Source organism: Providencia heimbachae ATCC 35613, assembly GCF_001655055.1.
GTDB lineage: Bacteria > Pseudomonadota > Gammaproteobacteria > Enterobacterales > Enterobacteriaceae > Providencia > Providencia heimbachae.
The window spans coordinates 74,186-96,166 of sequence record NZ_LXEW01000017.1 but is presented as its reverse complement, the minus strand read 5'-3'; the positions used below and the strand labels follow the sequence as shown (position 1 = coordinate 96,166).

At 40.1% G+C, this 21,981-nt stretch carries 20 protein-coding genes; 3 read left to right on the top strand and 17 right to left on the bottom strand.

The window, feature by feature from the left end; translation table 11 throughout:
* Nucleotides 1-122: 122 nt before the first annotated feature.
* A complete protein-coding gene (locus M998_RS06020) occupies nucleotides 123-1,229 on the top strand; it encodes a tRNA/rRNA methyltransferase (protein ID WP_068908049.1) in 1,107 nt (368 codons plus the stop codon).
* A gap of 101 nt (nucleotides 1,230-1,330) precedes the next feature.
* Here M998_RS06020 and emrB read toward each other — a convergent pair whose 3' ends face one another.
* From emrB to nrdH, 11 genes are all read right to left on the bottom strand, one after another.
* A complete protein-coding gene (gene emrB, locus M998_RS06015; protein ID WP_074379429.1) occupies nucleotides 1,331-2,869 on the bottom strand; it encodes a multidrug efflux MFS transporter permease subunit EmrB in 1,539 nt (512 codons plus the stop codon).
* A 14-nt stretch (nucleotides 2,870-2,883) separates the two neighbouring features.
* Nucleotides 2,884-4,065, bottom strand: a complete 1,182-nt coding sequence (gene emrA, locus M998_RS06010) for a multidrug efflux MFS transporter periplasmic adaptor subunit EmrA (protein WP_068908047.1) — start codon at nucleotides 4,063-4,065, stop codon at nucleotides 2,884-2,886.
* Between the two features lie 225 nt (nucleotides 4,066-4,290).
* On the bottom strand, nucleotides 4,291-4,806 hold the full coding sequence (gene mprA, locus M998_RS06005; RefSeq protein ID WP_068441375.1) for a transcriptional repressor MprA: 516 nt from the start codon (nucleotides 4,804-4,806) through the stop codon (nucleotides 4,291-4,293).
* Nucleotides 4,807-5,472: 666 nt separating this feature from the next.
* Nucleotides 5,473-6,672 carry an MFS transporter gene (locus M998_RS06000; RefSeq protein WP_068908045.1) on the bottom strand — a complete coding sequence of 400 codons (1,200 nt, stop codon included), beginning with the start codon at nucleotides 6,670-6,672 and terminating at the stop codon, nucleotides 5,473-5,475.
* A 161-nt stretch (nucleotides 6,673-6,833) separates the two neighbouring features.
* Entirely contained in the window at nucleotides 6,834-7,829 is a 996-nt protein-coding gene (gene proX / locus M998_RS05995; protein WP_068441381.1) for a glycine betaine/L-proline ABC transporter substrate-binding protein ProX, read from the bottom strand.
* Between the two features lie 94 nt (nucleotides 7,830-7,923).
* Nucleotides 7,924-9,096 (bottom strand): glycine betaine/L-proline ABC transporter permease ProW, encoded by a 1,173-nt coding sequence (gene proW / locus M998_RS05990; protein ID WP_068908043.1) that lies wholly within the window; start codon nucleotides 9,094-9,096, stop codon nucleotides 7,924-7,926.
* On the bottom strand, nucleotides 9,086-10,288 hold the full coding sequence (proV, locus tag M998_RS05985; protein WP_068441387.1) for a glycine betaine/L-proline ABC transporter ATP-binding protein ProV: 1,203 nt from the start codon (nucleotides 10,286-10,288) through the stop codon (nucleotides 9,086-9,088). The genes proW and proV overlap by 11 nt, the downstream gene beginning before the upstream one ends.
* A gap of 723 nt (nucleotides 10,289-11,011) precedes the next feature.
* Nucleotides 11,012-11,989: a class 1b ribonucleoside-diphosphate reductase subunit beta gene (nrdF, locus tag M998_RS05980; protein WP_282956365.1), complete on the bottom strand. Its 978-nt coding sequence runs from the start codon at nucleotides 11,987-11,989 to the stop codon at nucleotides 11,012-11,014.
* 7 nt (nucleotides 11,990-11,996) lie between these two features.
* Nucleotides 11,997-14,129 (bottom strand): class 1b ribonucleoside-diphosphate reductase subunit alpha, encoded by a 2,133-nt coding sequence (gene nrdE / locus M998_RS05975; protein WP_074379428.1) that lies wholly within the window; start codon nucleotides 14,127-14,129, stop codon nucleotides 11,997-11,999.
* A gap of 10 nt (nucleotides 14,130-14,139) precedes the next feature.
* Complete coding sequence (gene nrdI / locus M998_RS05970) at nucleotides 14,140-14,553, bottom strand: class Ib ribonucleoside-diphosphate reductase assembly flavoprotein NrdI (RefSeq protein ID WP_068908039.1); 414 nt, start codon at nucleotides 14,551-14,553, stop codon at nucleotides 14,140-14,142.
* Between the two features lie 8 nt (nucleotides 14,554-14,561).
* On the bottom strand, nucleotides 14,562-14,789 hold the full coding sequence (gene nrdH / locus M998_RS05965) for a glutaredoxin-like protein NrdH (RefSeq protein WP_068441395.1): 228 nt from the start codon (nucleotides 14,787-14,789) through the stop codon (nucleotides 14,562-14,564).
* Between the two features lie 287 nt (nucleotides 14,790-15,076).
* On the opposite strand from nrdH, the gene M998_RS05960 reads away from it, so the two are divergent.
* Nucleotides 15,077-15,535, top strand: coding sequence for a methylated-DNA--[protein]-cysteine S-methyltransferase (locus M998_RS05960; RefSeq protein WP_068441398.1), 459 nt, complete (start codon nucleotides 15,077-15,079; stop codon nucleotides 15,533-15,535).
* A gap of 216 nt (nucleotides 15,536-15,751) precedes the next feature.
* Nucleotides 15,752-15,961, top strand: a complete 210-nt coding sequence (cspE, locus tag M998_RS05955; RefSeq protein WP_068441402.1) for a transcription antiterminator/RNA stability regulator CspE — start codon at nucleotides 15,752-15,754, stop codon at nucleotides 15,959-15,961.
* Between the two features lie 176 nt (nucleotides 15,962-16,137).
* Here cspE and lipA read toward each other — a convergent pair whose 3' ends face one another.
* The 6 genes from lipA to mrdB all read right to left on the bottom strand — a co-directional run bounded on the left by lipA (nucleotide 16,138) and on the right by mrdB (nucleotide 21,981).
* Nucleotides 16,138-17,103, bottom strand: a complete 966-nt coding sequence (lipA, locus tag M998_RS05950; protein ID WP_068908037.1) for a lipoyl synthase — start codon at nucleotides 17,101-17,103, stop codon at nucleotides 16,138-16,140.
* A gap of 124 nt (nucleotides 17,104-17,227) precedes the next feature.
* Nucleotides 17,228-17,872, bottom strand: a complete 645-nt coding sequence (gene lipB, locus M998_RS05945) for a lipoyl(octanoyl) transferase LipB (RefSeq protein ID WP_068908035.1) — start codon at nucleotides 17,870-17,872, stop codon at nucleotides 17,228-17,230.
* Between the two features lie 262 nt (nucleotides 17,873-18,134).
* Nucleotides 18,135-18,398, bottom strand: coding sequence for a DUF493 family protein YbeD (ybeD, locus tag M998_RS05940; protein ID WP_068441408.1), 264 nt, complete (start codon nucleotides 18,396-18,398; stop codon nucleotides 18,135-18,137).
* 144 nt (nucleotides 18,399-18,542) lie between these two features.
* Nucleotides 18,543-19,754, bottom strand: a complete 1,212-nt coding sequence (dacA, locus tag M998_RS05935; protein WP_068908034.1) for a D-alanyl-D-alanine carboxypeptidase DacA — start codon at nucleotides 19,752-19,754, stop codon at nucleotides 18,543-18,545.
* Between the two features lie 123 nt (nucleotides 19,755-19,877).
* Entirely contained in the window at nucleotides 19,878-20,855 is a 978-nt protein-coding gene (rlpA, locus tag M998_RS05930) for an endolytic peptidoglycan transglycosylase RlpA (protein ID WP_068908032.1), read from the bottom strand.
* Between the two features lie 13 nt (nucleotides 20,856-20,868).
* Nucleotides 20,869-21,981 (bottom strand): peptidoglycan glycosyltransferase MrdB, encoded by a 1,113-nt coding sequence (gene mrdB, locus M998_RS05925; protein WP_068441417.1) that lies wholly within the window; start codon nucleotides 21,979-21,981, stop codon nucleotides 20,869-20,871.

The following is a 21,981-nucleotide window of genomic DNA, read 5'->3' as shown; positions in this document are numbered from 1 at the left end:
AAAACACGTTGTATACGATAGAAGTATATTCAATATCTTTTCGATGAGATAATGATGTGAATCAGTGGCGCAGCCTTGAAACATCATGTAATCTTCGCGCCATAGCTCAGTAGGGGATAATGATGAACGATTCGAATGAATTTAGTGGTAAAAACGGCAAAGTAAAAGTGATGTATGTCCGCAGTGAAGGGCAGGACGATAATAAAGGCAGCGATAAGCGTCGCGGTGGTCGCGATGATAACCGAGGTTCAGATAGAAGAACGGGTGGACGTAATGAACGCTCAGGTTATGCTGGACGCTCAGAAGGTGGACGCTCAGATAGACGTTCGGATGATAGACGTTCAGACAGTCGACGCTCAGATAACAGAGACAGTGGATCTAGCGAACGCTCTCCATGGCGCACCGTTTCTCGTCCGGATAGCGAAGAATTAATTAATGATCATGGTGGTATTTCAGGTAAAAGCCAAATTGACCCTGAACAATTGCGTAAACAACGTATGGAAGAAACGCGCATTTATGGTGAGAATGCTTGCCAAGCGATGTTTAAGAACCGCCCTGATGCAATTGTACGTGCATGGTTTTTACAATCCGTTACGCCACGCTTCCGTGACGCGTTAAAATGGATGGCAGCAAACCGTAAAGCCTATCATGTAGTTGATGAAGAAGAGTTGGCTAAAGCATCTGGTACTGAACACCACGGTGGCGTTTGTTTCATCATTAAGAAACGTGGTGGTATGGATGTTGAAACGTATTTAGAGCAAGCTTCAGAACAAGATTGTGTATTGGCACTTGAAGATGTGGGGAATCCTCATAACTTGGGTGGGATCATGCGTAGTTGTGCGCACTTTGGTGTGCAAGGCGTGATATTACAAGATGCGGGTATATTGGAGTCTGGTGCGGCAATTCGTACAGCTGAAGGTGGTGCAGAGCATATTAAAGCCATTGATGCAGACGGTTTAACGGCGACTCTGAATAAGTTCCGTCAAGCAGGTTATACCATTGTCACGACTTCAAGTCATAAAGGTAGCCAAGATATCGCTAAAGCACAATTACCTGCCAAAATGGTACTGGTATTAGGTCAAGAAAGTGATGGCTTAAGCGATAGTGTTTGGGATGAAGGTGATATGAGCTTATATATCGGCGGTACGGGTAAAGTTGAAAGTCTAAACGTCTCCGTAGCAACGGGTGTTATGTTGGCACAATGGTGGCAGCAAAATAAAACTGAGTAATTAGTTAGATCACTGAGTTGATAAAAGCCATACAGGAACAGCAAACACACTGAGTCATGTATGGCTTTTTTATTGCTAATTATAAGTATTCACTGAGTTAATTAGTGCCCGCCGCCACCGTCTTTAGATCCCGCGCCGAAAGGTGGCTTCGCAAACCAGATAACGACCATAAGCAAAATAAAGATCCCCGCAGATAACCAGAAAATTTCATTGGCAGACATAATCAATCCTTGATCTGTAATAGTTTTTGCAAGATAGGCAGCACTTTGTTGCTCGTTTATACCCAATTTTGCTAGCTCACTGTACATATGCTGAGAATTTGGGTTAAACGGGTTCACAAACTCGGTAAGATTTTCATGGTGCATCGCTTCTCGTTGTGTCCACATGGTGGTCGTTATTGATGTACCAATTGCGCCTGCCAGTGTCCGTGTGAAGTTAGATAAGCTGGACGCAGACGCCATTTTTTCGGGTGGTAATCCAGATAATGTAATGGTTGTCAGAGGCATAAAGAAGCAGGCAATCGCTAAGCCTTGCACAAATTGGGGCCAAGCGGCTTCAGCGAAGCTCATTCCCGGTTCAAATGTATAAGCCCGCCAATAGTAACAAACCGCATAGATAATAAAGCTGAATGTCACTAAGTATCGCATATCAATACGATTACCAAAACGCCCGATAATAGGGGTAATTAGGAGAGGTAATAAACCAACCGGCGCAGAAGCTAACCCTGCCCACGTTGCCGTATAACCATAGACCTCTTGCAGTAGCTGCGGAAGAAGAACGATTGTGCCAAAATACAGCATATACGCAAGGCTAAGTGAAATGCAGCCAATAGTGAAATTACGTTCTTTGAAGAGTGAAAGGTCGATAACGGGGTGCTCATCAGTGAGTTCCCAGACAATTAAAAATGTGATAGCGACGACAGCAACAACAGTCAGAACAATAATTTCAGTCGAATTAAACCAATCAAGCTCTTTACCTTGATCTAGCATGATCTGTAAAGCGCCTATACCGACAACTAATAGGACTAACCCAACAGTATCAATTGGCCTGATAGAGATGGTTGTCTCTCGGCCTTTTAGTGTTTTCATGATGGCAAAAATGATCACCACACTGAAAGGGACGTTAATAAAAAATATCCAGCCCCAATGGAAGTTATCACTAATATACCCACCTAAAATAGGACCACAAATTGGCGCAATAACGATGGTCATAGACCAAAGTGCCAGCGCCATATTACGTTTGGCTGGTGGGTAATTATTCAGTAGCAAGCTTTGCGATAAAGGAATTAAAGGCCCGGCGACTAACCCTTGTAATACACGAAAGAGGATTAGCATTTCTAAATTACCCGAAATGCCACATAGCCATGAAGTTAGCGCAAAAAGGCCAGTTGACCATAAAAATAATCTAACCTCACCAATTCGACGTGCAAGCCAGCCAGTAATGGGGATTGATATTGCGTTAGCTACACCAAATGAGGTAATGACCCAGATGCCTTGAGAATTGGATGCACCTAAGTTACCTGCAATGGTTGGAATAGCGACGTTAGCAATTGTAGAATCAAGAACTTGCATAAATGTCGCCAATGAAAGGGCGATAGTCATCCAAGCTAGCTTTGATCCTGTTAACGGTGCGTTAGTCACAGCTACCCCTTCGCTTATTTGTTACTAGAGTTATTATTAATTATCTCAGTAACTATTTTATTGGCAGGAGACATATCAATAACTAAAGCGGATGTGTGGTAAGCAGGGGTTTCACGCATACCTTTCGAGAGTACTTTGCCATCTTTATTTAAGGTATCAACGATAACATCGGTTGATAGCCCGATACGCAAAGGATATTTTTCCAGTTGCGCTGCATCAAGAGCGATCCTGACAGGAAGGCGTTGAACAACTTTAATCCAGTTTCCACTTGCATTTTGAGCTGGTAATAAAGAGAAAGCACTACCTGTTCCCATATCTAAACCTACAACCGTACCGTTAAATTTTATGTCTTTACCATAGAAATCGGTAGTGACTTTAACGGGTTGCCCAATACGCATATCTGCGAGTTGGGTTTCTTTGAAATTGGCATCAATCCACATGCCATCGGATGGAACGATAGCCATAAGCGGAGTTGCGGGTGTTATTTGTGAACCCACTTGGACACTACGACGTGAAACGTAACCATCAACTGGGCTAACGATTTTAGTGCGCTGTAAGGCTAACCAAGCGTTTCTCACTTGAGTTGCTGCTTGTTCAACTGCGGGTTGTTTTTCCAAAGGAGAATCCAATACAATGGCTTGGTTTGCATTATATTGTTCGATAGCAACATCCAGAGCCGCTTTAGCACTGACAACGGCTTCTCTTGCGTGTTGCAATTCTTCTTTGCCGATAAGATTACTGTTACCAAGGACTTCACGACGTTTTAAATCATTTTGTAAACGGCTTAGTTCAGAGCGCTTTACGCTAATATTCGCTTGGTATTGCCGACTGTTGATCACATTTTGGTGTGTTTGGCGAACACTATTCGCGAGCTCTGTTTTAGCTTTATCTAAGGCAATTTCAGCATCTCTTGGATCAAGTTCCACTAATACAGTGCCACTTTCAACAAAATCAGTGTTGTCGACGTTGACGGTCATCACGCTACCAGAGAGTTGAGATTGGATTTGAACTTGGTTGCCCGCAACATAAGCGTTATCAGTCGATTCATAATGACGAAGGACTAAATACCAATACACACTCCAGCCTATACCGATGGCAATAAATATGAAGGTTAGGAATATCAACGCATTTTTACGCCGTCTTTTTTTATTTAATGGTGGCTTTTGCGTTTCCTGCATTTCCTCGCGGGAGCTCATACTGGTATTTCCCCATAGTGTATGGATTAGATCACAAACGTTTCCAGCAGTTATTTGTTAACCACTGGAAACTGAGACTACTAATGATTTAGTTGCTTGATGGGATATCGTAAAGCACAAGGTAGAAGGATAATGAAATATCAGTCGCTGAAAAGTCTTTTTTCGCCTTTAAGCTTAAGAATGCCTCAAATACATTAACCTTGTAAATCTAGGGGTTAATGTTTGCTAGTTTTTTACTGTATCCAATTTTTTGAGTAATTTACGCATTAATTTACCCAATTGTTCTTTTTCGTCTTTATCGAGCACTGACCAAATATCCGCGATTGCAGCGTGCTGTGGAGGTAATAAGCTATTTAAAAATTCAGAGCCTTTTTCGGTGAGATGCAGATGTAAACAGCGCCTATCGTTATGACTCTCTTTACGTTCTATCCAGCCATTTTTTTCAAGTTCATCTGCAATACGAGTTGCATTTGTACGAGAAGATCCAAGCGCTGCACTCAATTCTGATGGCTGGATACTACCGGAATCTTTCGTATCTAGGATCATCAGTGCCATAAAGAGTGTTTCATTAATACCTTGCGCTCTTAGCATATTGTTACGAGAGTCAAGCAATTTACCGTGAACATGCATACAAAGACGTGTTAATAAAATTTCATCATCCGGGATTTCTTTATCTTGTAACTTTTGCTGTTCGACACGAGCCTTAATTAACTCTTCGGTCGGTGTAAATGAACTTTCCATTATTTGGATACCTTATTAGTTTCAGTCGGTAAGATTACAACTGTCATCAACCATCTAAATGTTATATTAAAAGATAAAATTAGCAATTATACTTAATTAATATCATCAATTTTATTTTGATAATGATACATGATTCATAAATTTTATGAATGTAAATTACGGGTTTCAGTATAGCGTAATTTAAAAAAGTTGCTTTTATTAGTACTAAACGATTCCGTATAGATAAAATAACGCCAATTTACATACATAATAAAATCATATAAAACAATATATAATCACATTGCATTAACTTAATACCATTTTTTTTGTTACTCAATTATTACAATTTAGATTAAATTTCTGGTCAAATAAGTGAAATTACCTAAATTTGATTTTGAGGTTTATCATCTACTATCGTAATAATTAGCCATATGAACGATAATTATAACTTTAGATGAAGGTATATCTTTTGTTTAACTGTGTCATTTACAAACTTTTGCGGAAGTAACAATAACAATGAATAATTATTTATAAGTATTCGTGCTTATTAATAAGTAAAAAACACGTTAAAAACCAAATTTAGCTTATTATTTCACCAGATATACATTATTGTTGCTTATGTGTTGATTTCGTTTTGTCGCGCTTATTGATGAAGTGCGACAAAACATTGATTAGCGAATTACGTTATTATTCATCTGTTGGGCTTATCGTTGGGTCGAATCGGATACCTATTGCCCAAACAATTAAGCTTATCGCCGTTAAAATAATGCCTGAAATAGCGACTCCAGCCCAGCCTGCATGTTCATATGCATAACCTGATAATAATGAACCTAGAGCGCCACCAATAAAGTAACTTGTCATATAACCGGCGGTAAGACGATTTCTTGCGTCAGGTAAAATACGGTATAGCGTACTTTGACTTGTCACATGAACAGCTTGGACGGCGAGGTCGAGTATTAATACTCCAATAATAAAAGCCGTTAATGAGTATTGCGCAAAACCAATTGGGATCCATGATAGTAATAGCAGTATAAGCCCAAAGGTTGTGAGGCGTTTCCCTTTTCCTTTATCGACTAAATGGCCTGCTTGTGACGCCATCAAAGCCCCAGCCGCGCCAACTAAGCCAAATAAGCCAATCGTACCTTCTGAATAATTAAATGGAGGGCTCGCCAGTAAAAAAGCCATCGCTGTCCATAGTAAAGCAAAATTAGCAAAAGAGAGTGCTCCGAGTAATGCTCTAACGGCAAAAACAGGTGTACTGCAAAATAACTGACCAATTGAATAAATTAATTGAAAATAATTGAGGTTGGATTTTTGTTGGTAGCGAGGTAATTTTATTGCCAAAACAATCAGTAATATCATCAATAGCCCAAAAGCAACCCAATAAATCGCTCGCCAGCCACCGACCATGGCAACTGCACCTGACACGGTTCGTGCTAGTAATATCCCTAACAACAATCCACTCATTATAATGCCAACAGCTTTACCGCGCTGATGTGGTTTGGCAATGGAAGCGGCCATTGGGATCAAAATTTGAGCGACAACTGAAAATAACCCCGTCAGAGCCGTGCCTAATAAAATTTGCCAAATATGATTAGAAAGCGCGGTAATTAACAAACCAATCGCAGACAATAAAGTCATGATTAAAATAAGGCGCTTACGCTCAAAAAGGTCACCAAGCGGGACTAAAAAAAGCAATCCAGCGGCATAACCTAATTGAGCCGTAGTCACAATAAACCCAGCCATGTTGGTCGTTAAATTAAATTGTACCGCAATGGTTTCTAAGAGGGGTTGTGCATAATAGTTGCTAGCGACGACCAAACCTGTCGCGATGGCCATCAGAATTGTTAGACCGGAAGTTAACTCAGCACTTTGGTGTTGTTTCATTATGTTATTACCAATAATCAGCAAGGTGAATGTTTAAACGTAATTATTACCATTATGTTATCCCTTTTTATGAATGGTCGTAAAATGATTAATTATGATATAACGCAAAAAAAAGCCATCCTCAATATGAAGATGGCTTTGATAATGATTTGAAAAATAAATTATTTTGCAGCTTGGCGTGCTTGATCTACCCAACCGTCAAAGGTGGATTGGTGAGCTTTGATCCACGCATTAGTATGACGTTGAATGTCGGCTTGTGACGCTTCACCGTTATGCATTCTCAAATTTTGCGCATTGATATCGGAAATTGGTAATTTCATTACTTCAAATAGTTTTGCTGCCGCTGGGTTATCTGCTGCCCATTTTTTGTTAGCGACAATATGCATAGTATTGGGTGGGAAGCCATAATTTTTACCATTTGGTAGCGCAGTATCTGTTTTTTCACCGTTAGGCATTGAAGAGAATGGCACTTCTAGCCAAACCACATCACGACCTGGTTTTAATACATCACTGATCCAATAAGGTGTCCATGTGTAATATAAAACAGGTTTGCCTTCTTTATAGCGAGTAATGGTATCTGCCATCATCGCTGCATAGTTTCCTTGGTTGTGATCCACCGTTTTTTCTAAATCATAGGCTTTTAAATGATTGTTAATGGCAGCTTCACAACCCCAACCTGGGTTACAACCAGTTAGATCTGCTTTGCCATTGCCATTTGCATCAAACAGTTTGGCAATTTTAGGATCTTTGAGTTGTTCAACGTTGGTTATTTTATATTTTTCTGCGGTTTTCTTATCAATTAGATAGCCTTGTGCTGCATTCACCACATAGTTTCCTTGACGATAGAAAACTTTATCACCGCCCGCGGCATCATATTGAGCATTATGCAAAGGAACCCAGCTGGTGGAGAGGTAAGTGGCATCGCCGTTAGCGATTGATGCGTAAGCCACGTTGTAATCAACCTCTTTGATCGAACCAACTTCATAACCTAATTGCTCAAGAGCTTTGGCGACGAGCAAGGTTTGGAATGTTTCTTCACTGATCGTACTTTGCACTGGGGTAATTTTTATCCCTTTGCCGGGAAGGTCAGCAGCTCCAGCTAATGGAACAGTCAGGATTGCCGTGAGTGCAGATGCCAGAATGAGTGGTTTTTTCATGGTATTTGTACCTCTGTTTTATTTTGCTTGTGTTTGCAAGCTAAGCACCGAATAAAAGAGTGCCCAAGTGAATGGAGGATATATTTTCTAATAATTAGTCAGCTTTTTTACAAAATGGGCGAGCTAATAACCCGATGGGTCCTTTTTGATACCAGCGTACGGGGGTTTTATTGCGTGAGTCTTGACCAATTGATTGCGTTAATCGGTCTAGTACGATAGCCAGTATGACGATACCGACGCCACCGACGGAAGCGAGTCCCATATCAAGGCGGCCAATTCCGCGCAGTACCATTTGACCAAGCCCACCGACGGCGATCATCGAGGCGATAACAACCATTGAAAGCGCTAACATCAATGTTTGGTTAACCCCTGCCATGATGGTTGGCATTGCTAAAGGAAGCTGGACTTTGAAAAGTAGCTGTCGTGGGCTTGAACCAAACGATTCGGCCGCTTCGATTAAATCTGCTGGTACCTGCTTAATCCCTAATATGGTCAAACGAATAATCGGCGGTAAAGCAAAGATAATTGTCACCACAACACCGGGCACATTACCAATACCAAATAGCATAACGATAGGAACTAAGTATACAAATGCTGGCGTGGTCTGCATTGCATCGAGTAATGGCCGAATAATTTTTGCGGCCCTATCACTACGAGCCAGCCAGATACCTAAAGGTAGCCCTATAACGAGACAAAAGAATAGTGAGGTTAAAACAAGGGATAAGGTCACCATTGCTTCAGACCAAGCACCGATCGCACCGATCGCAATCATTGAGATAAAGGTTGCTATCCCCATTGTTCGACCTGCCAATTGCCATGCTAATAAAGCAAACACAATGATGGCGACAGGGGACGGAAGTGAGGTCAATAATTGTTCAAACCCGCTAAGAATGAAATCAATAGGCGCACGGATGCCTTGAAATACAGGGCGAAAATGCAGAACAATCCAATCAATTGCATGAGCAACCCATGAATCCAAAGGGATTAATGTATGTTGAAATGGATCCATAATATTAAAGTGTTCTGGGGCTATGCTGTCTGTTGGTGCCGCATCTAACCAATCACTCGAACCTGAATCTGTTGTCGTCGTGGTATCTGAGGCGTTTCCCCAAGGATCATCTCCTGATGTCGTGGTATCTTCTGAGCTGGCAGCCCAAGGATCGTCTGCGGGTGCTTGAGTATCCACTTGTTGTGGCGATGCATTTGTCGCTTCACTATCTGCCCAAGGATCTTGTTGGGTTGTTTGTTCTGTATTTTTATTGCTCATTTGGCGTCTCCTTATCTAGCGCTTGTAGCAGCATTCCTTTTGATATCACGCCTAAATAGCGATTTTTGTCATTGACAACAGGAACGGCGCAGGGAGCTTGTGCAATGGTAGAGATAACCTCATTAAGAGGAGTATCTCCTTGAATAGGTTCGATATCAGGTAGAATAGCGGCTTCAATACCTGCTTTATCATGTAAGGCCTTTTCTAATGATTCGATAGAGACAATACCGGCAAAGGTATGTCCTTTTGAGATCAGGTAACCATGATAACGATCTTCATCATTAAGTACTTTTAATGCAGAGCGAGGACCAAATCCGGGAGCGATATGTAAAAGGGCATTAGGACGTCGACGAGCAATATCTTTAGCACTGAATACTTGGCTAATATCAACACCACGGAAGAAGGTTCTCACATAATCATTAGCGGGGTTATTGAGAATTTCGTCTGGTGTACCAATTTGCACAACGACGCCTCCTTGCATAATGGCAATTCGGTCACCGATACGCATCGCTTCATCAAGGTCGTGAGAAATAAAGACAATGGTACGTTGTTTATCCCCCTGTAAGGACAGCAACTCATCTTGCATTTCTGTTCTGATTAGGGGGTCAAGGGCTGAAAATGCCTCATCCATTAATAGAATATCAGGATCATTAGCGAGTGCTCTAGCAAGCCCTATCCGCTGGCGCATACCACCGGACAGTTCATCTGGATAGGATTTTGCCCACTTTTCAAGATTAACTTGGCGCAGGGCATCCATCGCTTTCTTATGACGTTCTTCTTTTTCCATTCCTGATAATTCCATACCAAAGGCAGTATTATCAATGACATTCATGTGAGGCATAAGTGCAAAAGATTGGAAAACCATGCTGATTTTAGTTCGTCTTACTTCACGTAGCGCTTTATCAGAAATGTTGGAAATATCGTCGCCATCAATAAGGACCTGCCCGCTAGTCGGTTCTATCAGGCGATTGAGGAGGCGCACCAAAGTGGATTTGCCTGAACCGGAAAGCCCCATAACAACGAAGATTTCGCCTTCTTCAATCGCCAGATTGACATCTTGAACACCGACCGTTAGGCCTGTTTTTTCAAAGATATCATCTTTATTCATACCGGATTCTAAAAGCTTAAATGCTTGATCTGGCGCTTCCCCAAATATTTTATATAAGTTTCTAACTTCTAATTTTATTGCCATATATTTTTTACCCAATTTTCAAATTATAAGAAGAAAGATAGTCTTCATTGAATAGGCTAATCCAATGATCCCATATTGAGAATATTAAAATGTTAATTGTCACTATCTTTGAAAATTATCAGGGTAGAGATTCCTATTTTTGTTATATGATTTTAATAATTATGGTTTAAACTTAATCTCTCCTATCTAGATTATTAGTAAAATTTGCAAGCAATATAACCTAGCATAATAAAACGCCCTGACAACCCTCGATTAAGCAGAATTAATCAAAAAAATAGTCTGATTTTATCTATTAATTAAGATAGTTGATGATGAAAGTTGCAAACTTTGTCATCAATAATATGAAAAATAATATTAGAGTTAACTTACTGTTGGTATTGAGTTTATCGAATATGTATTACAAATAAAAATAAAGCGATATGAAAGAAAATTAAAATCAATACGGATTAAAAATAAGTCTCTATTTAAAGATGGAAAATAAATGCATAAAAATACCAGAATCATAAGTTTTATTTATCAAAAATAAGGCTTGAATGTTTTTTTTAGCTAAACATTGCCTGATTAGCTCATTAAAAATGAATTATTTAACAGATATAGATATAAATTTCGAAGTTATTTGTCTGTTTTTTGAGCGTTAATGTATCCTGATAAATAAAAGTATTATTATTCATCAGGATATATTTTTTTAATGAAATTAAACCAAATGTAAATTAAATTTATTGATTAGAAGTTCCAGTCATCATCTTCAGTACTAACGTTTTTGCCGATAACATAAGAAGAGCCTGATCCTGAAAAGAAATCATGATTTTCATTTGCATCAGGAGAAAGTGCAGATAATATCTCAGCGCTAACATCTGTTACGGTATCTGGAAATAAAGCTTCATAGCCTAAATTCATTAATGCTTTATTGGCATTATAATGAAGGAATTTTTTAACATCTTCTGACCATCCAACCGTATCATATAACTCTTGAGTATATTTAACTTCATTTTCATATAAATCAAACAGCAAGGAAAAGGTAAAGTCTTTAATTTCTTGCTGTGTATTATGGTCATATTCCATTAATGATTTTTGGAATTTATAACCAATATAATAGCCGTGTATTGCTTCATCTCGAATAATCAATCGAATTAAGTCAGCAGTATTGGTTAACTTTCCACGGCTTGACCAATACATCGGCAAATAAAATCCCGAATAAAAAAGGAATGATTCTAAAAATACACTGGCAATTTTTTTCTTTAATGGATGTGAATCACAATAATAAGACAAAATAATTTTTGCTTTATTTTGTAGTGGAATATTTTCTTCACTCCATCGATAAGCATCATCAATCTCAGCAGTTGAACACAATGTCGAAAATATAGAGCTATAAGAGCGAGCATGGACGGCTTCCATAAAGCTGATGTTGGATAAGACCGCCTCTTCATGGGGAGTTTGTGCATCGGGTATTAAGCAAGGGGCACCCGTGGTATTTTGGATGGTATCCAGCAGAGTCAGTCCGGTGAAAACGCGAATGGTTAATTTTTGTTCATCTTTTGTTAGCGTATTCCATGAAGGTGTATCGTTTGATAAAGGAATTTTTTCAGGTAGCCAAAAATTAGTGGTGAGTCGGTTCCAAACTTCAAGATCTTTATCATCTTGGATCCGGTTCCAATTAATGGCTTTAACGTGTGCATTTGATGTATTAATCGTCATACGAATTTTCCTTTTAGAGTGCGCAAGACACACAACCTTCGACTTCAGTACCTTCAAGAGCAGTTTGGCGTAATCGAATGTAGTACAGTGTTTTTATTCCTTTTCGCCACGCATAAATCTGTGCTTTGTTAATGTCTCGCGTTGTTGCATCATCTTTAAAAAAGAGGGTTAAAGACAAGCCTTGGTCGACATGTTGTGTCGCAACTGCGTAGGTATCAATAATTTTTTCAGGGCCAATTTGATAAGCATCTTGGTAATACTCAAGATTTTCATTACTCATAAAAGGAGCGGGGTAATAGACACGACCTATCTTGCCTTCTTTACGGATCTCTATACGAGAAACGATAGGGTGAATACTTGATGTTGAGTTGTTGATATAAGAAATCGATCCCGTTGGTGGTATCGCTTGTAGATTTTGGTTGTAAATACCATACGCCATAACGGATTGTTTTAAGTGCTGCCAATCTTCTTGTGTAGGAATTTCGATACCCGAGCGTCGGAATAATTCCTGAACGCTTTGTGTCTTTGGTGACCAAATGTTGTTGATATATTTATCAAAATACTCACCGCTAGCATATTTTGACTGTTTAAAGCCATGAAATGCTTCTTGGCGCTCAATGGCTAATTGGTTTGAGGTTTTTAAGGCATAGTAGGCAACGGTGTAAAAATAAATATTGGTGAAATCGAGCGCTTCTTCAGAACCGTAATGAATATGCTCTCTTGCGAGATAGCCGTGTAAATTCATTTGGCCGAGACCAATGGCATGGGATTGGTGATTACCATGGGCGATGGAAGGAACCGAGCGAATATTACTCATATCGGAAACGGCCGTTAATGCCCTAATAGCCGTTTCAATAGAAAGTGCAAAATCGGTAGAGTCCATTGTTTTTGCAATATTCATTGAGCCTAGATTGCAGCTAATATCTTTGCCTATCTCTTTATAATTCAAATCCTCTTCATACAGGCTTGGGCGATTAACTTGCAGTATTTCTGAGCATAAATTGCTCATATTAATTCGTCCAGCAATTGGGTTAGCGCGATTAGCGGTATCTTCAAATAAAATATATGGGTAACCCGATTCGAATTGTATTTCAGCAATTGTTTGGAAAAATTCCCGTGCATTAATTTTAAATTTTTTGATGGATTTGTTATTGACCATCTCGTAATACTTATCCGAAATACTGATTTCAGACATTGGAACACCGTAAACACGTTCAACATCATAAGGCGAAAATAAGTACATATCTTCGTTATCTTTGGCGAGTTGGAAAGTAATATCGGGAATAACGACACCTAAAGAAAGTGTTTTTATCCGAATTTTTTCATCCGCATTTTCACGCTTAGTATCAAGAAAACGCATAATATCAGGGTGATGAGCGTGTAAGTAGACTGCACCTGCACCTTGACGAGCACCAAGTTGGTTGGCGTAGGAGAATGCATCTTCAAGCATCTTCATCACAGGAACAACGCCAGAGGATTGGTTTTCAATAAATTTAATTGGTGCACCTTGCTCGCGTAAATTGGTCATCAAAAAGGCAACGCCGCCCCCGCGTTTAGATAACTGTAGCGCGGAGTTAACTGAGCGACCAATTGATTCCATATTGTCTTCTATTCGCAATAAAAAACAGGAAATTAACTCACCTCTTTGTTTTTTACCGCAATTAAGAAAAGTGGGGGTCGCAGGTTGGAATCGCCCACTGATGATTTCATCAACTAACAAGGAGGCAAGAGATTGAGAACCTTGAGCGAGCGTAAGGGCGACCATGCAGACGCGATCTTCATAGCGTTCAAGGTAGCGCTTTCCATCAAAGGTTTTCAAGGTGTAACTGGTGTAATACTTGAATGCACCCAAAAATGTTTGGAAGCGAAATTTATGGGCATAAGCTTGTTTAAATAGTGCTTTAATGAATTGGAATTCATACTGCTCCAATACTTCGGTTTCGTAATAATTTTCATTCACTAAAAAATCTAATTTTTCTTTCAGATCATGGAAAAATACCGTGTTCTGGTTAACATGCTGACGAAAATAGTGATGTGCAGCTTCTTTGTCTTTATCAAATTGAATATGCCCTTGGCTATCGTATAGGTTTAGCATCGCATTCAGTGCATGGTAATCAACAGTGTTTATATTTTGCATTTTATCCATTGGAATGACTCTAATTTGTGTTTTGTTGCCAGAAAGATTGCAAACCGTTTCTCACTGACTCGACATCACGCTGTGTACCTAACAATTCAAATCGGTAGAGGTAGGGGACTTGGCATTTTTTAGCGATAATATCGCCAGCAATGGCATAAGCCTCTCCAAAATTGGTATTGCCAGCCGCAATAACGCCTCGAATAAGTAATCGATTTGATTCGATATTTAAAAAATGAATCACTTCTTTTGGCACTGCATCACGAGAACCGCCTCCGCCATAGGTAGGAAGAAGTAAGATAAAGGGGGCACTTGCACAAAGGGGATTTTCCGTGCCACCTATAGGTAATCGTGTCGCCGGTATTGCCAATTTTTCAACAAATCGGTGACAATTGCCGGAGCGGCTTGAAAAATAGATCAGTGATTGCGTTATCATAGTCATTCCTATGAAACTAGGCGGCTTATCATATCTGGACGGAACCCTGACCAATGCTGCTCTCCCGCAATAACAACCGGCACTTGTTGGTAACCGAGTTGTTTAATAAGCTCAAGCGCTTGGCTATCTTGCGTAAGGTCAATAACTTGGTAGGAAATGCTTTTCCGGTCGAGAGCTTGATAGGTTGCATTACACTGGACGCAGTTAGGTTTACTATAAATGGTAATCTCAGACATGGTATTTACCTTTTCATTTCTTGAGAGTTTCTGTAAGGGTGTAATTGATGCTTAAATACTATATATAGATTTAATTTTTATCAACCACACAATATATAGTGAAAATTACATATTGAATGATAATTATTCTAATTATCCTCTAGGTTGTTATTAATATTGAGAATAATAAAAAGCAGGGTTTGATGGTTCAGTTAGTCATACTGAGAAAAAAGATCATTGCAATGTAGAAATAATTTACTTTATAACTGTATATACATTCAGGTAATTGAATCCTTTGAGGAGATAATATGTATCATCAATACTTAGCATCACCGGAAAAATTTCCTAAGCCGTGGATCCATATTACGGCTGATGATGAAGGTGTAACGAGCATTTACTTTGTCGATGAACAGACCGAAAAAGAGCTAAAGAGCACGCATACCAAGCAATGTGTAAAAGAACTAAAGGAATTTTTTAGCCATAAAAGAAAAGTATTTACGGTTGCTTTACATCCACAAGGCACAGAATTTCAGAAAAAAGTATGGAAACACCTTTGTGATATTCCTTATGGCGAGCGTTGGAGTTATAAAGACCTTGCTTTGAAGCTAGGCTCTGTTAATTATTGTCGTGCTGTAGGAATGGCAAATTCACGTAATCCTATTTCACTGATTGTGCCTTGCCATCGAGTTTTAGGACATGATGGAAAATTAGTGGGTTACACAGGGGGCTTAGATATAAAAGATTGGTTACTGAATCATGAGAAGTAAAGCCTGATTAATTGACAATTGATGGTGTTAATAATTGTACTAATAACTATTATCAAGAATAATTGGTGGGTTTTTAGCTAATTATGCCAATAAATAACATTTTTTTATGCTTTTTATCAATTTTCGTGATCTAGGTTGTAGACAAGTAACTTAAAGATCTGATGTACTGTGCTTGATACAGATGGTGTGTCTATTTTATTTTAAAGGTAATATTTGATGTCTAAAGTTAAAGGTAACGTTAAGTGGTTCAACGAGTCTAAAGGTTTCGGTTTTATCACTCCAGAAGATGGTAGCAAAGATGTGTTCGTTCATTTTTCTGCTATTACTAGCGAAGGTTTCAAAACCTTAGCTGAAGGTCAGAGAGTTGAATTTGAAATCACTGAAGGTGCTAAAGGCCCATCTGCTGCTAACGTTGTCGCTCTGTAATTTAAGCAACTAAAACGAACAGCTATCAACTCGCTCTAGTATAACTAGAGCGAGTTTTTTTATTTTGGAGTCCCTAAGAAAATTCAAATTGTCTCTAAGATGGCTTAAAAATAAAAAAGCCTGATTGAGAGATCCCAAATCAGGCCGATATTGAATAAAATAACGTATTGAGAGAGTTATTTAACCTCTTCACCTTTTGCCTGCATGTCTGCATGGTAGGATGAGCGTACAAACGGTCCACAGGCTGCGTGAGTAAATCCCATAGCCATTGCCTCTTCTTTCATTTCATCGAACTCAGCAGGGCTTACATAGCGTTTTACAGGCAAGTGATGACGGCTTGGCTGCAAATATTGCCCAAGGGTCAACATTGTTACGCCATGACGACGTAAATCACGCATCACTTCAACAATTTCAGCATTAGTTTCGCCCAAACCAACCATAAGACCCGATTTTGTTGGAATTTCAGGGTGAGCTTCTTTAAATTTTTCCAATAACTTTAGTGACCAATCATAGTTAGCACCAGGACGAACTTGGCGATAAACACGTGGCACGTTTTCGAGGTTATGATTGAATACATCAGGTGGCGTCTCGGTTAAAATTTCCAATGCGCGATCCATGCGGCCCCTAAAGTCTGGAACCAATGTTTCAATTTTAATCGTTGGGCTTTTTTCACGAATAGCACTGATACAATCTGCAAAGTGTTGAGCGCCGCCATCACGTAGGTCATCACGGTCAACGGAAGTGATAACCACATAGCGCAAAGCCATATCTTTAATGGTTTGAGCAAGTTTAGCGGGTTCATTGGTATCCGGTGCATTTGGTCGGCCGTGAGCCACATCACAGAACGGACAGCGTCTGGTACAGATAGCCCCAAGGATCATAAAGGTGGCAGTACCATGGTTAAAGCATTCAGACAGGTTAGGGCACGATGCTTCTTCACAAACCGAATGAAGGCCATTTTTACGCATTGCGGCTTTGATGCCTTGAATACGTGTTGAATCGGCAGGTAACCTAATTTTCATCCAATCAGGTTTACGAAGAATTTCTTCACGCTCGGTAATCACGTTCTTGACTGGGATCAGCGCCATTTTATCGGCGTCACGATATTTAATTCCGCGTTCTATCTGAATTGGTTTACTCATAATAATGTGCCAGTTCCAGTTATCTATTTTGGTTATATATAGGAATTTCATTACGCAAACTCAGTAATTTCTATTACCTATTTATTCAAATATTTTTGAGAAATGTTAAAAAATTATAGCATTATTATTGAACAATATGAAATCCTAGTGTGTCACAGAATTGTTTAATTAGCACAGGCTGAACATCATTTAGTGATACATTGGGCACGAAATCGTTTAGCTTTGTCATCTTCAATTCACTGTAACCACAAGGGTTTATTCGATTAAATGGCTCGAGATCCATATCGATATTTAAGGCTAAGCCATGAAAAGAGCAGCCTTGTCTTATACGTAAACCCAGTGAACAAATTTTATTTTTATTAACATAAACACCGGGGGCATCAGGACGGGGATAGGCTTCAATATTAAAGTGGGCAAGGGTATTAACGACGGTGTTTTCGAGCGCAGTGACGAGTTCTCGGACGCCGATTTTATTGCGTTTTAAATCGAGCAAAACATACATCACTTGCTGGCCGGGACCGTGATATGTCACTTGTCCACCTCGGTCACTTTGAATGACAGGAATATCACCAGGGGCAAGGACATGCTCTGCTTTTCCAGCCTGACCTTGGGTAAACACACGAGGATGCTCAACTAGCCAGACTTCATCACACGTATTTTGATCTCGGCTTTCAGTAAATTGATGCATGGCATCGGATACGGGTTGATACGGTGCGAGCCCTAACTGGCGTACGATTATCGTTCTTTCTGACAAAATTTTAATGTCCACGCAGTATAGAAAATGAGGAGGGCAGTATAACGCTGATACTCGTCATACTTCAACATACTCGTCATATTTTAAGCGGTTGAAGGATTGCTTAGATTCGTTTGCCTAATCACATGCAAGTACATGATATTGAAGCTTATTTTTTCTATTACCTTGAGCTTCGAGTTATTTAGTGCCTCAAATGTTAATTTTATACAGGTATTTTTGTTATAAAAAAACCGAAAAGCCTATATAGACTATTCGGTTTTTATTGAGTGAATTAAAATTAAAGAACGACTTTAACTAATTCTAATGCGCCTAATTCGGTATACAAGGTTTCGACTTGTTCAATATGGGTGGCATTAATCGTAATTGAAACGGAGTGATAAGTGCCTTTGCTGCTTGGTTTTACATCCGGACTATAGTCGCCCGGCGCATGGCGTTGTATCACTTCAATTACTTGATCAACCAGTTCAGGCTGTGCCAAGCCCATTACTTTGTAAGTCAATGGACATGGGAACTCAAGCAGTTCTCCTAATTTCGTTTTCATGGGCACTCCTCGTTTTCGATAATATAACGCTGGTTGAAAAATTGGCTGGTAGACAGATTATCTCACCAGCCAATAAATGATTTGTTATTTCAACAAGCTTTCAGATGATAACTATATGGGGATGACCCATATTTGTTTCAAGGGTTAACTAAACCAGCGATGGAATAACAGCTTGATGTAATCAATTAAACGACTGAAAAAACCACCTTCTTCAACGTCTTTCAACACTGCTAATGGATGCTGTTCAACTGTTTTGCCATCCAATTGGAAGCTGATCACACCCACTTGTTGGCCTTTTGCCAATGGGGCTTCCAGTTCAGTGGTAGTGAGTTCATAGCTTGCTTTTAAGTCTTTTAAACGACCACGAGGGATAGTTAAAAACAGATCTTCAGTAACGCCTAATTTCACTTCGCTTTCATCACCAAACCATACAGGGGCAGTAGCAAAATCAACACCAGCTTGTAGTGGCTTGACTGTTTCATAAAAGCGGAAACCATAGGTTAGCAGTTTTTTGCTTTCAGCATCACGTCCCTTACTGCTTTTCCCCCCCATGACGACTGAAATTAAGCGCATATCATTGTCAGTCGCAGAGGCAACGAGGTTATAACCCGCAGCATTCGTGTGGCCAGTTTTGATCCCATCAACCGCTAAGCTTTTATCCCACAAAAGCCCATTACGGTTAGTTTGGCGAATATTATTAAAGGTGAACTCTTTTTCTTTGTAGATGGCATATTCTTCAGGAACATCACGAACAAGCGCTTGCCCAATTAGCGCCATATCACGCGCTGAGCTAAATTGGCCATCGGCATCTAAGCCATGAACAGTTTCAAAATGGGTATTTTGTAGACCGAGTTTTCCAACATAATTATTCATAAGTTGAACAAAATTAGTTTGGTCGCCCGCGATATAGTCTGCCATTGCCACACAGGCATCATTACCCGATTGTAAGTTAATACCGCGAGTTAACTGGGAAACACTGACTCGATCACCGGGCTTTAAGAACATCAATGAAGAGCCTTTAAATATAGGATTACCCGTTGCCCATGCATTTTCGCTTACGGTAACCATATCTTCCGCACCAATTTTTCCTGACTTAATCGCTTGGCCGATGACATAGCTCGTCATCATTTTGGTCAAACTTGCTGGGTCACGGCGCTGGTCAGCATTTTTTTCGGCGAGAACTTTGCCTGAGTTATAATCAATTAGGATATAAGCTTCCGCATCAATAGTCGGTACAGCCGGTATCGAAGTGTTTGGAAAAGCCTCATCGGCATTCACAACACTGACAGTTAATAAAAGTAGAGCAGAACCCAGTACAGTCTGACGCACGAAGCGTGATGGGGAGACATTTTTCATGGTTGTACCATTACATCCGAAATTCGGTTAACACAAGGAGGCGCAGTGTAGCAAAAGTGTGGGGGAGAATAAAAGCCACACTTGCTTTACGCCAATAATTTAGCAATCTATACCCAAAATAATTTAAGGTGCGATAACCATTGAGGCTTGGTTCTTTTCCGATTGCAAGCGGCCTTGGATATCAACGGCTTGTTGCTTGTTGCTAAATGGCCCTAATTGCACTCGGTAAATACCATTATAAGGTTGTAAGCGTCCCGGAACAGAAAACTGATTTTTTAATTCATCAAGCATCGCTTGCGCATTGTCTTTGCTACTAATTGCACCGGCTTGTACCAAGAAACCGCGTTCAGGAACGGTTTCTGTTGCCGCAGGTTGTGGCGCAGCTTCGGGTTCAGGGGATTTTATGCTCATGTCTGGCATTGTGGGTTGCATAGGTTCATTAGGTTGTTGAACCGGCAGGGTATTTTCAGGGGTCGGTAGGTTTTCCATTACTGGCGTTCCCATTGGACCTGCCCCTAATTGTGGGCGACCCGGCAAGGCATAGCTCTGTTTTATGAAGTTTGAACCGACAGTTCCAGCACCGGATAAGCTACCGTCTTGTGCAACTTGAATCGCATCAATTTTAATTTTGGTTGTCGCCATTAGATTTAATCTATCAGCGGCAGCACGTGAAAGTGCAATACTTTTACCCGGTGTGTAAGGGCCCCTGTCATTCACACGAACAACCATCATACGACCATTCATCATGTTGGTAACACGAACATAACTTGGGATAGGCAGTGTTGGGTGAGCCGCGGTTAGCTCTACTGGATTGACTCTTTCACCAATTGCCGTCATGTTCCCGGTAGATTCAGTGCCATAAATAGAGGCATAGCCGACTTGTGAAAACTGCGAAGGGTCACGAACAATTTGGTATTGTTTCCCATCACGTTGATAGTCACTATTGGCTGTTGGGTGATATGGCTCATAATGAGGCTCTGCACCTAACACATCTTGTGTTGGCACATTCATAGGTACATTTTGTGGCTGCTTGGGTTCATCAGTAACACAACCACTGAGTAGCGCGGCAGTCATGCCAAGCATAATCCATTGTAAACGCATACTAAGCCTCATTTTATAAACTTTTAGAAAGGAATTTTCGATGTGTGTGGATGGACATAATAATACCGAATCCAGCCATTAACACAATTAATGCCGACCCTCCGTAACTCATTAACGGAAGCGGGACACCTACTACGGGCAATATACCACTAACCATGCCGATATTAACAAACACATAAACAAACAATATCAATATGAGCCCGCCAACCATAACACGGCCAAAGGTATTTTGTGCGCTGGCTGCAATATATAACCCTCTAATAATAAGAAGTAAATATAATCCAAGTAGAATTAATATACCTATCAGCCCTAGTTCTTCGGCTAATACAGCAAAAATAAAGTCAGTATGCCTTTCGGGTAAAAATTCTAATTGTGATTGCGTTCCTTGTAACCAACCTTTTCCCATTAAGCCGCCAGAGCCAATCGCAATTTTAGATTGGATAATATGATATCCAGCACCTAATGGATCGGTTTCTGGATCGAGTAGCATCATAACGCGTGCTCTTTGGTAGCCATGCATTAAGAAAAACCACAATAAAGGAATGAATGCGGCGAGGGCAGCGGCGGCAACGGTGATTAAACGCCAGCTCATCCCGGCAAGAAACAGAACGAATAAACCTGATGCGGCAACAAGGATAGAAGTTCCCAAATCAGGTTGGGCGGCAACAAGTAAGGTTGGCACAAAGATCAGCACCAGTGCAATTGATGTGTTTTTCATTGAAGGGGGACAAACATCCCGATTCATAAAACGCGCTACCATGAGCGGTACAGATATTTTGGCGATTTCTGATGGCTGAAAACGGATAAAGCCTAAGTCGAGCCAGCGTTGTGCCCCTTTGCTTATATGCCCAAAAACATCGACAAATATTAATAAAATAACGCAGACGATAAATAAATGCGGTGCCCAATTTTCATACACACGGGGTGGAATTTGCGCCATCACAATCATCACGATAAAGCCAGTGGCAATTTGGCCTAATTTTCTTTCCATCATTTCGGGATCTTGTCCACTTGCGCTCCACATAATAAAAGCACTGTAAGCAAGTAGGGCAATAATGATCAATAACATAGGCACATCAATGTGCAGACGTGTTGAGAGCGATATTTTTTTCTTGTCGTCTGTCAT